The organism is Pseudomonas sp. (assembly GCF_050739935.1).
In the GTDB taxonomy this organism is placed as follows: Bacteria; Pseudomonadota; Gammaproteobacteria; order Pseudomonadales; family Pseudomonadaceae; genus Aquipseudomonas.
In genome coordinates this window covers 64,269-78,418 of sequence record NZ_JBOICF010000059.1, presented here as the reverse complement: position 1 = coordinate 78,418, position 14,150 = coordinate 64,269, and the positions used below count along the sequence as shown (strand labels likewise).

Below are 14,150 nucleotides of genomic sequence, written 5' to 3'. Positions count from 1 at the left end.
CCGACGCTTTCGCCAGCAAGCCGGCTCCTACGAGGATTTGCGTATATCCGCAGACACCCCTTACCAAATCTGCATATATCCGCAGAAATGCATCACCCCCACCAAATCTGCGACAATCCGCGCCCTGCATTCAGATAGAAAAGACTTCGCGCCCTGATGACCGACGAATCGCCCTCCATCGACCAACTGCTCAAGAACCTCGACCACGCGATGATCAGTGATCGTCATCGCCTGCGTCGCCAGTTGCATGAACTGCGCAAGAAGCCCGACGAGGCGAAGCTGGCGCAGTGGGTCGAGCGTGTCCAGGCGTCATGCGCGCTGGTGACCGGCCGCAAGCAAAGCGTGCCGACGATCCGCTACGACGAAAATCTGCCGATCGCCGCCAAGCGCGACGAAATCAAGGAGGCGCTGCTCAAGCATCAGGTGCTGATCATCGCGGGCGAAACCGGCTCGGGTAAAACCACGCAGTTGCCGAAGATCTGCCTGGAAATCGGTCGCGGTCAGCACGGTCTGATCGGCCACACCCAGCCGCGGCGAATCGCGGCGCGCAGCGTCGCCAGCCGCGTCGCCGAAGAAATCGGTACGCCGTTGGGCGCGTTGGTCGGCTATCAGGTGCGCTTCGAAGATCAAAGCGATCAGAACACCCTGATCAAGCTGATGACAGACGGCATCCTGCTGGCCGAAACCCAGCACGACCGGTTCCTTGAGCGCTACGACACGATCATCGTCGACGAAGCCCACGAACGCAGCCTCAACATCGACTTCCTGCTCGGCTACCTGAAAACCCTGTTGCCGCGTCGCCCGGACCTGAAAGTCATCATCACCTCGGCGACCATCGACCTCGAACGCTTCTCCGAGCATTTCGACAAAGCGCCGATCATCGAAGTCTCGGGCCGCACCTTTCCGGTGGACACCTGGTATCGCCCGCTGGCCTCCGAGCAGGACGAAGAGGGGAATAGCGTCGAGGACGATCTGACCGTCGATCAGGCGATTCTCGCCACCCTCGATGAGCTGGCGGCCCTGGAGCGCAGCGAGCGCAAGTCGCCGGGCGACGTGCTGGTGTTCCTGCCTGGCGAGCGCGAGATTCGCGATGCCGCAGAAATGTTGCGCAAGGCTCAGCTCAAGCACACCGAAATCCTGCCGCTGTACGCACGCCTGTCGCCTGCAGAACAGCAGCGGATTTTCCAGTCGCATCCAGGCCGTCGCGTGGTACTGGCGACCAACGTCGCCGAGACCTCGCTGACCGTGCCGGGCATTCGCTACGTGATCGACACCGGTACCGCGCGGATCAGCCGCTACAGCTATCGCGCCAAGGTTCAGCGCCTGCCCATCGAAGCGATTTCCCAGGCCAGCGCCAACCAGCGCAAGGGCCGTTGCGGTCGCGTCGAGCCGGGACTTTGCGTGCGCTTGTACAGCGAGGAAGATTTCCTCTCCCGCCCTGAATTCACCGATCCTGAGATCCTGCGCACCAACCTCGCCGCGGTCATCCTGCAGATGCTGCATCTGCGCCTGGGCGAGATCACCGATTTCCCGTTCATCGAGCCACCCGATGGCAAGGCGATCAGCGACGGTTTCAACCTGCTGCAGGAGCTGTCGGCGGTCAATCGCGAGAATCAACTGACCCCGCTCGGTCGGCAACTGGCGCGCCTGCCGGTGGACCCGCGCATGGGCCGCATGCTGCTGGAAGCTGCGAAGCAGGGCAGCCTGCAGGAGGTGCTGATCGTCGCCAGCGCCATGTCGATTCAGGACCCGCGCGAGCGTCCGCCGGAGCGTCAGCAGGCCGCCGATCAGGCCCACGCCCAGTGGAAGGATCAGGATTCGGATTTCGCCGGGCTGGTCAATCTGTGGCGCGGTTTCGAGGAGCAGCGCCAGGCCCTGACCGCCAACCCGCTGCGCAACTGGTGCCGGCGCAACTTTCTGAATTATCTGCGTCTACGCGAATGGCGTGATTCCCATCGCCAGCTCAGCCTGATCTGCCGCGACCTGCAACTGACGGTTAACAAGGACCCCGCCGATTACCCGAAATTCCACAAGGCGGTGCTCTCGGGCTTGTTAAGCCAGATAGGGCAAAAGACCGAAGAAGGCGATTACCTCGGCGCACGTCAGCGACGTTTCTGGGTGCACCCGTCATCGGGTCTCGGCAGAAAACGCCCGCAATGGATCATGGCCGCCGAACTGGTGGAAACCACCAAGCTCTATGCGCGCATGGTCGCCAAGATCGAGCCGGACTGGATCGAGCCGCTGGCCGGGCATCTGGTCAAGAAAAACCACTTCGAACCGCATTGGGAAAAGAAGCGCGGTCAGGTCGTGGCTTTCGAGCAGATCACCTTGTTCGGTCTGATCGTGGTCGGGCGCCGTCCGGTGCATTTCGGGCCGATCGATCCGGTGGTTTCCCGCGAGTTGTTCATTCGCGAAGGGCTGGTGCGTGGCGAAATTCAATCTCGGGCCAAGTGCCTGAGCGCCAACACCAGATTGCTGGAACAACTCGACGAACTGGAAGCCAAGTCTCGTCGTCGCGATATCCTTGCCGACGAAGAAACCCTATTCCGCTTCTACGACGAGCGCCTGCCCGCCGAGATTCACCAGACCGCGACGTTCGACGCCTGGTATCGGATGGAGAGCCAGAAGAGCCCGCAGTTGCTGATCATGCGCGAGGAAGATGTGCTCGCCCGCGAAGCCAGTGAGGTGACGGCCAATCAGTACCCGGACACCCTGCGTCTGGGCGAGTTGACCCTGGCGCTGACCTATCACTTCGAACCCAACCATCCACGCGATGGCGTGACCCTGCGGGTTCCGGCGCCTTTGCTGCTGTCGCTGCCCGCCGAGCGTCTGGAGTGGCTGGTGCCGGGCCTGCTGGAAAGCAAATGCGTAGCGTTGGTGCGCAACCTGCCCAAAGCCCTGCGCAAGAACTTCGTGCCGGTGCCGGATTTCGTCAAGGCCGCTTTGCAGCGCATGGTATTTGGCGAAGGTTCGCTGCCGCAGGCCCTGGGCCGGGAGCTGTTGCGCATGACCGGAGTCCGGGTCACTGACGAAGCCTGGGCCGAGGCAGCGCAACAGCTGGAAAGCCATCTGAAGATGAACCTCGAAGTAGTGGACGCCAACGGCAAGTTCCTCGGTGAAGGACGTGAGCTGGATGAGTTGACCGCGCGCTTCGCCGAAGCCGGACAGGCTGCGTTGGCCGTGCCGCAATCGGCCAACAGTCAGCAGCCGGTGGAGGCCAAGGGCTTTGCCGCCGTGGCGCAGAAGACTCAACAGAAGATCGCCGGGCTGTCGATGACGGTGTATCCCGCGTTGGTGGAAGAGGGCGGCACGGTCAAGGAAGGGCGCTTTTCAACCCAGGCCGAGGCCGAGTACCAGCACCGCCGTGCCCTGCAACGCCTGCTGCTGCAGCAACTGGCCGAGCCTGCGAAATTCCTGCGCAGCAAACTGCCGGGACAGACCGAGCTGGCGCTGTTGTACCGCGACATGGGTCGGGTCGATGGGCTGATCGAAGACATTCTGCTGGCGAGCCTGGACACCTGCATTCTCGAAGGCGAAGCCACTTTGCCGCGTGATGGCGCGGGGCTGATGTCGCTGGCCGAACGCAAGCGTGGCGCGCTGACCGAACACGCCGAGCGGCTGGCGAAGCTGACGCTGGAAATCCTCAAGCTGTGGCATGGCCTGCAAAAGCGCTTCAAGGGCAAGATCGATCTGGCCCAGGCCGTGGCGCTCAACGACATCAAGGCGCAGTTGGGCAAACTGGTGTATCCGGGGTTTGTCCGCGAGACCCCGGCCGCGTGGCTCAAGGAATTGCCGCGCTATCTGAAGGCGATTGAACTGCGTCTCGAAAAACTGGGCAGTCAGGTGCAGAAGGATCGAGTCTGGAGCATCGAGCTGGGCAACCTATGGGCGCAGTACCAGACTCGAGCTGACAAACACGCTCAGGAAGGCAAGCGCGACCCGGAACTGGCGGTCTATCGCTGGTGGCTGGAGGAATATCGCGTGTCGCTGTTCGGCCAGCAACTGGGGACCAAGGTGCCGATTTCCGATAAGCGTTTGAGTAAGCAGTGGAGTCAGGTGGACGGCTAAACCCATCACACACCGGTAGGAGCCGGGTTGCTGGCGAATGCGTCCGTCCAGTCAGTGAGCTAACACCTGACCCAACATTGGACGAACTGTGGGACTGAGCTTGCTCACGAAGGCTGACTTTCAGACGCTGAAGATGTATTACTCCTGCCGCCCGTTTCATGAGCAAGCTCACTCCCACAGGGGGTTCTGTGTTCGGCGATAGCGGAGTAAGGCCACTCAGTCCATTGATAGCGCCAAATCCCGGCCGTTATGGCAAACTTCGCGGCTAAAACGCTCGAAGCGTCACAAATACCTCTCCCGAATATGGGGGACTTTATCGTTGCATTGGTACTGTCGTTCCAGAAACAGCCAGCACCATGCTTGAGCAGGCGTTTTGTCTGCCGCCATCAACAAGCTGCCTTTAGAAGAGAGGAATGACCGTGTACGACGTCGTGATCAGTGGCACAGGGCTCTATACCCCGGCCAACAGTATTTCAAACGATGAGCTGGTGCATTCTTTCAACACCTACGTCGCGCAATTCAACGCGCAGAATGCCGCTGCCATCGAAGCGGGAGAAGTCCAGGCGCTGACCGAATCCAGCGCGGCTTTCATCGAAAAAGCCAGCGGCATCAAAAGCCGTTTCGTCATGGACAAGGATGGCATCCTCGACCCGCAACGCATGAAGCCACGCCTGCCTGAGCGTTCCAATGACGAATGGTCGATCCTCTGCCAGATGGGCGTTGCCGCTGCCGAACAGGCATTGCAGCGCGCAGGCAAGACCGCGGCCGACATCGACGGAGTAATCGTCGCCTGCTCCAACCTGCAACGGGCCTATCCCGCGATTTCCATCGAGATTCAATCGGCGCTGGGCGTTCAGGGCTTCGGTTTCGACATGAACGTCGCCTGTTCCTCGGCCACCTTTGGCATCCAGACGGCCTGCAACAGCGTCAAGCTCGGCCAGGCCCGCGCATTGCTGGTAATCAGCCCGGAAATCTGCACCGCGCACCTCAACTTTCGTGACCGCGACAGCCATTTCATCTTCGGCGATGCAGCCACTGCAGTGTTGGTCGAGCGCGCCGATCTGGCGACGTCCGAGCATCAGTTCGAGATCGTCAGCACCAAGCTGCTGACCACCTTCTCCAACAACATTCGCAACAATTTCGGCTTCCTTAATCGCACCTCTGAAGAGGGCGAGGGCAAGCCGGACAAACTGTTCGTGCAGGAAGGCCGCAAGGTGTTCCGCGATGTCTGCCCCATGGTTGCTGAGCTGGTAAGCGCGCATCTTGACGAGAACAGCCTCAATGTTGCTGACGTACAACGTTTCTGGCTGCATCAGGCGAACCTCAGCATGAACCACCTGATCGTGAAGAAACTCTTGGGCCGCGACGCCACAGTCGAAGAAGCCCCAGTGATTCTCGACAGCTACGCCAACACCAGTTCGGCGGGTTCGGTGATCGCCCTTCACAAGTATCAGGATGATCTGCCACGGGGCGCGCTGGGTGTTCTCAGCTCGTTCGGCGCGGGGTATTCGATCGGTAGCGTGATTTTGCGCAAAAAGTGACCTGACAGCACCGGCCGGTAAGCGGTCGGCCCCCAAATGGGGGCCGACAGCCGGATAAAACAGCAAGGCATACGTCTATCTCGCCAAGGCTGATAACTACCAAACCTTCATCCGTGCTAATGCCGTAGCGTTGGCACCGAGCTACCCGTCAGACAGGCGTACCTGGCTTGATATCGAAAGCCTTCTGCACAAGCTCCGTTCGTTTTCCCAGCCCTTCATTACTCTTGCGCATCCAGGCAGAGTCCATTTGCTGGCGTTGTTGAACAATAATTTCCTTGGGTTCCACATTTCGATAGCTATCGATCTCACCGGTGATCACACCGATCGTGGTTACGAAAACCGGCTCAGGATCATATTGTTCATGCGGAAATGCGAGTTTGCTGTAATCAAAGAGACGCTGGGAGGGATCGTCCTGCCAATCTTTCCATGTTTCGAACATGCGATCATTAAAGCCTGTGAGGAAAGGGCCTGGATTGATAGTGGCGACCTCAATACCGAATTCCTTAAGTTCCTGGCTCATCGCCTCAGCGATGGCTTCGATCGCATGCTTGGATGAGGCGTAGGCACCTGCGAACGGGTCCGTCGTCAGACCTGCCACAGAAGACATGAAGACAATCTTTCCTTTTTTCTTCAGCGCCATCTTTTTGGCAATCAGTTGAGTCAGCATCAAGGGGCCAACGACATTGACCTCATACTGACGGCGAAGGTTTTGCGCAGGAATATCCACGGTCGCGCCGCCTTCTGAAATACCGGCATTGTTCAATAACACGTCCACATCCCACTCGGCCGCCTTGCGACGGTCGCCCTCATGGGTGACGTCCAGCTTTTCGATACGCAGTTGTACCCCACGACGCTTGGCTTCCTGCTCCAATGAATGCACCTGCGCCACGATCTCTACGCCGGCGATGACATCCAGCCCTTTCGCCGCGAGCCTGAGGGCTACTTCGTAGCCGAATCCTGTGCCTGCGCCTGTTACGAGAATAGTCATGATCATTTCCTGTATAGGGTGGTGAGAGGGAGTTAAAGCGCCGCGACCGCTGCTTCAGCCACGGCTTGATCCTGGTCCGCCGTCCCGCCGCTGACGCCCACAGCGCCGACGAACGAGTCGCCGCTTTTCAGGGGGATGCCGCCCGCGAAGGTGATGATCCGGCCATCCACTGAGTTGGCGATGCCATAGAGTTGCGCGCCTGGTTGCGCATCTGCAGCCAAGTCCTGGGTTGCCTTCTTGCAGGCAAGGCTGGTGAAGGCTTTATTGATTGAGTGGGAGATACTCGCCAGTTGGGCGCCGTCCATACGGACATGTGCCACCAGATTGCCGCCTGCGTCCACGACTGCCACGTTGCTGGGCGAACCGATCTGCTCTGCTTTGGCCTCGGCGGCGTTGATGATGCGTTTGGCATCGGAAAGTGAGATGGAGGCGATAGTCAGCATTCAGGTACTCCTATAGGACAGTTGTGATTCAGCTGAATCAATGTCTGCCTCTTAGGTGACCCTGGAAAAACGCCCGTGTTCTAATTTTTCTGAAAACGCGACCTTTTACCGCAACCCCGTTGTTGAACCCTATCGAACGGATGATGAAGATCCGAAAGGCTCAACGCCGGGGCTGGCAGTGTGTAGCGGCTTCAAACGATGGGAGCGCGCCGCTTCAAGCTTGCAGCTTTCTCTTAGAACTTGGCCAGCACGTCCAGCTGCAGGGTGTTGGCATCTGCATCGCGCTGAGAAGCCACAGCGAAGTCGGCCTTGGTCAGGAAGTAGGTAGCGCCGATCGAGAAGTTCTTGTCGATATCGTAAGAGACGCCCAGCTTGTGGCCGCGCGAACCGGTGGTGCCGTTGGCGAAGTCGGAGTCGGTGAAGGCGCCCACCACCGCGTTACGCTGCACGTCGCGGTAGTTGTAGTCCAGACCGAAGCCAAACACCTTGGTTTTCACACCAGCCAACCAACCCGTGTCTTCGTCGCTGTCGGTGGCGTTGTTGGTCACGTACTGACCGTATACAGCCAGCGGAACGGCCAGGCCGTTGAAATCCACTTGACCGAAGCCTTCAAGCAGGCGGAAACGGTTGGTGTTGTTGCCGTTCACCGCCAAAGCTGCCGAATCCTTGTCGTTCTGGTACTGGTAAATACTGCCGCCAGCGGTGATTTTGAGCGCGTCGATCGGGGCGAACTTGGCGCCCAGCTGAGCCGCGTTCAGGCGAAGGTCGTTCTTGAACTGCGTACCGTCGCCGTCGATGTTGTCTTTGAGGGTGTAATTACCCGCGCTACCGAACAGCTCGAAACCTTTGCTGATCGGCAGGCTGTAAGTCGCTGCCAGACCTTCGGGGTTGATGTCGCTGTCCCAGATGATGTCACCCATGCTGACCCAGGGCTGAGCCATTTTGCCGCCGATGATGTGCAGGTTCGGCAGGGCTGTCGGGTGGTAATCGATGTAACCCATGTCCAGCCACAGGTCTTTCTTGACGAAATAGCCGTCCAGATCCTGGTTGGTCGAACGGGCGTCGTTGCTGCCGCCGGTCGCGATACGGATACCAGTGCTCACTTGCGGATTGATCTCGGTGTAGGCGCCCAGACGGGCACGAATGCGCTGGCGGTCCTTGTCCTGGCTGTTGTTCTGACCATCGATCTTGATGGTTTCCTGACGAACGCGAACGTCGCCCTTGAATTGGGTCTTGGCGGCCCATGCCACTTTTTGTTCGAATGCCGACAGATCCGCCGACTTGGTCTGAGCAGCAGCGATCTGGTCGGCTGTCGCTTTCTGAGCCTGTTGCTGAGCCTGCTGATCTTTGGCCAGCTCGGTTTGCAGTTCGGCGTACTGGGTGGGTGAAATCGAGCCATTGGCCTTGAGCATGTCGAGCAGTTTCGCGTCGACTGCGGCGCTGGCCGGAACGCTCATGGCCAGCAGCAGGCCGCCACACAAGGCCGCCGCAGTTTTTGTGCAATCAAGACGCATATCAATCTCCGTAGATGAGAAGGGATGACTTAGCCATCCAGGGAACAACCGACCGAAAGTGGGCGGGAAAGAGTCTGCGTTTTAAGAACCTCTGGCTCTAAAAACAGGCGCCAGTATCACGATCGTTTATGACAGACAGATGGCTAAGTGATGTCTTGTCGATGACATGTTTAAACGGATGGAACCCGCGAGCTAGAGCGCTGTCCGCGCATATTTCATGTGCAAAACATTTCAATAGGTGATACTGCGCAGGCGTCGTCGCGGGGATTTGGAGGGTTCGATGTCGTTACATCGTTTGGATAATCTGTCGGAGCTGGCGCCTGCAGAGTGGGATGCGCTGATACCCGGCGACTCGCCTTTTCTGCGTCATGCCTTCCTGAGTTCGCTGGAAGACAGCGGCAGTCTGGGGCCGCGTTCCGGCTGGCGTGCCGAGCATCTGCTGCACTACGAGAACGACACGCTCATCGCCGCGCTGCCGAGCTATCGCAAGTGGCATTCCTATGGTGAGTACGTGTTCGATCACAGCTGGGCCGACGCCTGCCGCCGCGCCGGGATTGCCTACTATCCCAAGCTGCTGGTGGCGGTGCCGTTCAGTCCGGTAAGCGGGCCGCGGCTGCTGGCGAAGACGCCGGAAGACGGCCGCGAGTTGATTGCTTGCCTGCCTGGTTATGCCGAGGCGGAGGAGCTTTCCGGCGTACACGTCAACTTCACCGACCCTGCTACCGACGCGTTGCTCGCTAAACACTCGGGTTGGCTGCAGCGCATGGGTTGTCAGTACCACTGGCAGAATCGCGGCTATCGCGACTTTCAGGATTTCCTCGATGCGCTGAGTTCACGCAAGCGCAAACAGATGCGCAAGGAGCGCGAGCAGGTCGGCGGGCAGGGCTTCGAATTCGAATGGCTGGAAGGCCACGAGTTGAGCGAGGCGCACTGGGATTTTGTCTACGCCTGTTATTCCAACACCTATGAAATACGCGGCCAGGCGCCTTACCTGACACGCGAGTTCTTCAGTCTGTTGGCCGAACGCATGCCCGCGGCGATTCGTGTGGTGCTGGCCAGACAAGGCTCGCGGCCGGTGGCGATGGCGTTCAGTCTGATCGGTGGCGACAGTTTCTACGGGCGCTATTGGGGCTGCCTGGCCGAGTTTGATCGACTGCATTTCGAGACCTGTTTCTATCAAGGCATGGACTATGCCATCGCTCATGGTCTGAAGCGTTTCGACGCCGGCGCGCAGGGTGAGCATAAGCTGATTCGAGGGTTTGAACCGGTGATCACCCATTCCTGGCACTATCTGGCCCACCCCGGCTTGCGCGAGGCGGTGGCAGGGTTTCTGGAACAGGAGAGGGCGGGGATTCTGGCGTATGCCGAGGACGCGCGGGGGGCATTGCCGTATCGGCAGGTGGAATGACGTGCCGTTGCTGGCTCAACACAGATCCACTGTAGGAGCCGGCTTGCTGACGAACGCGTCAGGTCAAATACATCAATGTTCCCTGAGCCGCCTGTAGAAACGAGTTTGCCCAGGAAAATACAGAGCCCACTGTGGGAGTGAGCTTACTCACGAAGAGGCCGGTACATCCGCTACATAACAAGCGGTTGAAATGCACTATTTGTGAGCAAGCTCACTCCCACAGGTAGCGTGGAGCGGAGATCCTTAGCGACAAGCAAGCCGGCTCCTACAGGGATTGCGGTGCCAGAGGGAATTCTTCCACGCCCACAAACCCACCCGTCTGATGCGCCCACAGTCTGGCATACAGCCCTCCATGGGCCAGCAGCTCGGCATGCGTGCCGCTCTCGGCAATGTCGCCGTCTTCCAGCACCACCAGCCGGTCCATCCGCGCAATGGTCGAGAGGCGGTGGGCGATGGCGATGACTGTCTTGCCTTGCATCAGCGTTTCCAGACTTTCCTGAATCGCCGCTTCCACTTCCGAATCGAGCGCTGAGGTCGCTTCGTCCATGATCAGGATCGGCGCGTTCTTGAGCAATACACGGGTAATCGCGATCCGCTGACGCTGACCGCCGGACAGTTTCACTCCGCGCTCGCCGACATGCGCGTCCAGCCCGGTGCGGCCTTCGGAGTCCGAGAGCTGCGGGATGAACTTGTCGGCCCGGGCCTTGCGCATGGCTTCCCACAACTCGGCGTCTGTGGCGTTCGGCCTGCCATAGAGCAGGTTGTCGCGAATCGAGCGGTGCAGCAGCGAGGTGTCCTGGGTGATCATGCCGATGTGCGAACGCAGGCTTTCCTGCGCGACGTGGGCGATGTCCTGATCGTCGATCGTGATGCGCCCGCCCTGCACGTCGTACAGACGCAATAGCAGATTCACCAGCGTCGATTTACCCGCACCCGAAGGCCCGATCAGACCAATTTTCTCGCCCGGCTTGATGTCCAGGTTCAAGCCATGAATCACGCCCTTGCCTGTGCCGTACTGGAATTGCAGGTTCTCGAACTTCACCTCGCCTTTGCTCACAGTGAGCTTCTGCGCGTCTTCACGATCGGTAACGCCCACCGGCTGGGAAATACTCTGCAGGCCGTCCTGCACCATGCCGATATTTTCGAAGATGCCGTTGACCACCCACATGATCCAGCCGGACATGTTGACGATACGAATCACCAGACCCGTCGCCAGGGCAATGGCCCCTACGGAGATCAGCGACTGGGTCCACAGCCACAGCGCAAGGCCGGTGGTCCAGACAATCAGGATGCCGTTGAGCGTGGTGATCACCGTGTCCATTTCAGTGATCACGCGACCGGCCAGTTGGGTCTTCTCGGTTTGTTCGCTGATCGCCTCGCGAGCGTACTGTTGCTCGGAATTGGTGTGGGCGAACAGCTTGAGCGTGGTGATATTGGTGTAGCCGTCGACGATGCGCCCCATCAGTTTCGAGCGTGCATCGGAAGACGACACCGAGCGCAATTTGACCCGTGGCACGAACCACCACATCGCGAGAGTGAACGCGACGATCCAGCTGATCAGCGGAATCATCAGGCGCCAATCGGCCTCGGCAAACAGCACCAGGGCGCTGATCGAGTAGATCAACACGTGCCACAAGGCATCCACCGACTGCACGGCTGAATCACGCAGCGCGTTACCGGTCTGCACGATGCGCTGGGCGATGCGTCCGGCGAAATCGTTCTGAAAGAAGTTCACGCTCTGCTTGAGCACGTAACTGTGATTTTGCCAGTTGATCATGCTGGTCATGCCGGGGCCGATGGTCTGGTGCACCAACAGATCATGCAGGAGGACGAAAATCGGGCGCAGGACCAGGGCCACAACGACCATCCAGATCAACTCGAAGGCATGCTCGCTGAAAAAGCTCGGGTTCGGGGTGCCTTGAGCCAGGTCGATGATGCGACTGAGGTAGCTGAACAACGACACCTCGATCAACGCGCCAATCAGGCCGACCACCAGCAGGGCCAGGAAACTGGGCCAGACCTGTTTCAGGTAATACACGTAAAACGACATGACTTGGTTGGGCGGGGCGGCGGTGGGAGCGTCGCGGAAGATATCGATCAGCTTTTCGAAACGGCGATAGAGCATTGGCTATGACGCCCACGCTTGAGCGGGCTCTCCTTTGTGCAGGGCTGTAATTCGTGCTTTTGGATGCGTCTTCGGATCAGACCACATGAACACCCGATTGCTCACGTTTAATTCCTGTGCCTGCATCCCGAAAACTGAAAAGCCGGGCAAGAGCCCGGCTTTCGTACAGCTGACGAGGTCAGTTCACACGCTTGGCGGACTTGATCAGAATCGGGTCCAGCGGGACGTTTTGCATGCCGCCCTTGTTGCCGGCCTGAGAGTTGACGATGGTGTCCACCACGTCCATGCCCTTGACTACCTTGCCGAACACCGCGTAACCGAAGTCACGAACGCCGTGATCCAGCATCTCGTTGTCCTTGACGTTGATGAAGAACTGGCTGGTGGCCGAATTAACATCGGAAGTGCGCGCCATGGCGATGGTCCCGCGAACGTTATGCAGGCCGTTGTCCGCTTCGTTCTTGATCGGATCCTTGGTCTGCTTCTGCATCATTTGCGCTGTGAAACCACCGCCCTGAACCATGAAGCCCGGGATTACGCGATGGAAGATGGTGTTGGTGTAGAAGTTGCTGTCCACGTACCCGAGGAAGTTTGCGGTACTGACCGGCGCCTTTTCCTGATTCAGTTCGATTTCGATCTGGCCAAGGCTGGTGTCCAGTACAACATGAGGCGCAGGGGCGGCCATCAGGTTGGAAGCGAACAGCACGGCGGCGGCAGAGAGGGCGATTTTTTTCAGCATGAGGAGGAGGTCCTGAAAAGTGATTTTCGACTGCAGAAACAGGCGACAAGGGAAGCACGTTTGCGGGGATTTTGACAGCGGCGGGTTAATAGCCGTTGGGTGTACACGGTCTACAGCAGCCGGCTTGCCGGAAATTGCGGTGGGTCATTTCCGCCGGCATGCCGGCCCCCTACAGAAGTACGTGTGCCGGGTCAGGAATGCTGGTGGCACACAGATACTTGTTCAAACCGCCATCTGCGGCGCCGCAAACGGCACATCCAGCGGCGCGGTATCGAAGGACTGGATCAATTCGATGAGAATCTGCGTCGCAGGTCCCAGCGGTTTGTCCTTGCTGGCGTAAAGATAGAACGTCGGGTTGCGGCTGCCGCCCTTGTCCAGTGGCAGCACCTTGAGCACCCCGTCTTTCAGCTCGCGTTCGATCAGATGCCGTGGCAACCAGGCAAAGCCCAAACCACTGCTGACGAACTTGGCGGCGGTCGCCAGGCTGCCCACGGTCCAGCGCTGTTCTGCACCCAGCCAGCCGACGTCGCGAGGCTGGTTGCGGCCGGAGTCGCGGATCACGACCTGCAGCTGGCTTTCCAGATCCTGAAAGGTCAACTCGCGGTGCATCTGATGCAATGCGTGCCCGGGGTGCGCAACGGCGACGAATTCCACGTTACTCATTTCGGTGCCCAGGTAACCGGGAATATTGAAGCCGCTGATGGCAAGATCCGCCACGCCCTCAAGCAAGACCTCTTCGACGCCGGACAACACTTCCTCACGCAACCGCACGCGACAGCCGCGGCTCTGCGGCATGAACGCGGTCAGTGCGCGGACCAGTCGGGCGTTGGGGTAGGCGGCGTCGACCACCAGCCGCACCTCGGCCTCCCAGCCTTGCTCCATGTGGTGGGCGAGATCCTCCAGCTGACTGGCGTTCTTCACCAGTTGCCGCGAACGGCGCAACAACACCTCGCCAGCTTCGGTCAGTACGGCTTTGCGACCGTCGATGCGCAGCAATGGCACGCCGAGCTGATCCTGCATTCTGGCCACGGTATAGCTCACCGAAGACTGCGAACGGTGCAGCGCTTCGGCGGCTTGGGCGAAGCCACCCTGATCGACCACGGCCTGCAGAGTGCGCCATTGATCAAGGGTCACGCGGGGCGCTTTCATCTTTCGCTCCTTTAGTCCTAAGCTGGGCGGTCCCCGCTGCAAGTTGCGTAAAAACTGCTGCGCATCGATGATGCTGCGTTAAAAACAGGCAAAAATGCTCATATAGAACACCCAGAGTCGGACGCGACCCCGGCCGCTTTTCGCCTATTTTTGCCTTGCCTCATTTTCGCTCGCGACG

The 14,150-nt window shown here is 59.3% G+C and carries 9 protein-coding genes; 3 read left to right on the top strand and 6 right to left on the bottom strand.

Annotated features, from left to right (window positions below; translation table 11 throughout):
• The first annotated feature begins 156 nt into the window (after nucleotides 1-156).
• Together hrpA and ACRER8_RS10685 are read left to right on the top strand one after the other, a co-directional pair.
• On the top strand, nucleotides 157-4,068 hold the full coding sequence (gene hrpA / locus ACRER8_RS10690) for an ATP-dependent RNA helicase HrpA (RefSeq protein ID WP_431746296.1): 3,912 nt from the start codon (nucleotides 157-159) through the stop codon (nucleotides 4,066-4,068).
• A gap of 419 nt (nucleotides 4,069-4,487) precedes the next feature.
• Nucleotides 4,488-5,609, top strand: a complete 1,122-nt coding sequence (locus ACRER8_RS10685) for a beta-ketoacyl-ACP synthase III (RefSeq protein ID WP_431746301.1) — start codon at nucleotides 4,488-4,490, stop codon at nucleotides 5,607-5,609.
• Nucleotides 5,610-5,757: 148 nt separating this feature from the next.
• On the opposite strand, the gene ACRER8_RS10680 is transcribed toward ACRER8_RS10685, so the two are convergent.
• The 3 genes from ACRER8_RS10680 to ACRER8_RS10670 form a co-directional block, all read right to left on the bottom strand.
• The gene (locus ACRER8_RS10680) at nucleotides 5,758-6,597 is read right to left on the bottom strand and encodes an SDR family oxidoreductase (protein ID WP_431746295.1); all 840 of its coding nucleotides are present in this window, start codon (nucleotides 6,595-6,597) and stop codon (nucleotides 5,758-5,760) included.
• 32 nt (nucleotides 6,598-6,629) lie between these two features.
• The gene (locus tag ACRER8_RS10675) at nucleotides 6,630-7,040 is read right to left on the bottom strand and encodes a GlcG/HbpS family heme-binding protein (RefSeq protein ID WP_431746294.1); all 411 of its coding nucleotides are present in this window, start codon (nucleotides 7,038-7,040) and stop codon (nucleotides 6,630-6,632) included.
• 233 nt (nucleotides 7,041-7,273) lie between these two features.
• A complete protein-coding gene (locus ACRER8_RS10670; protein WP_431746293.1) occupies nucleotides 7,274-8,554 on the bottom strand; it encodes a putative porin in 1,281 nt (426 codons plus the stop codon).
• A gap of 280 nt (nucleotides 8,555-8,834) precedes the next feature.
• On the opposite strand from ACRER8_RS10670, the gene ACRER8_RS10665 reads away from it, so the two are divergent.
• A complete protein-coding gene (locus tag ACRER8_RS10665) occupies nucleotides 8,835-9,962 on the top strand; it encodes a GNAT family N-acetyltransferase (RefSeq protein ID WP_431746292.1) in 1,128 nt (375 codons plus the stop codon).
• A 265-nt stretch (nucleotides 9,963-10,227) separates the two neighbouring features.
• Here ACRER8_RS10665 and ACRER8_RS10660 read toward each other — a convergent pair whose 3' ends face one another.
• From ACRER8_RS10660 to ACRER8_RS10650, 3 genes are all read right to left on the bottom strand, one after another.
• Nucleotides 10,228-12,087 carry an ABC transporter ATP-binding protein gene (locus ACRER8_RS10660; protein WP_431746291.1) on the bottom strand — a complete coding sequence of 620 codons (1,860 nt, stop codon included), beginning with the start codon at nucleotides 12,085-12,087 and terminating at the stop codon, nucleotides 10,228-10,230.
• Between the two features lie 178 nt (nucleotides 12,088-12,265).
• On the bottom strand, nucleotides 12,266-12,823 hold the full coding sequence (locus ACRER8_RS10655; RefSeq protein ID WP_431746290.1) for a peptidylprolyl isomerase: 558 nt from the start codon (nucleotides 12,821-12,823) through the stop codon (nucleotides 12,266-12,268).
• 222 nt (nucleotides 12,824-13,045) lie between these two features.
• Nucleotides 13,046-13,972, bottom strand: a complete 927-nt coding sequence (locus ACRER8_RS10650; RefSeq protein WP_431746289.1) for a LysR family transcriptional regulator — start codon at nucleotides 13,970-13,972, stop codon at nucleotides 13,046-13,048.
• Nucleotides 13,973-14,150 lie beyond the last annotated feature (178 nt).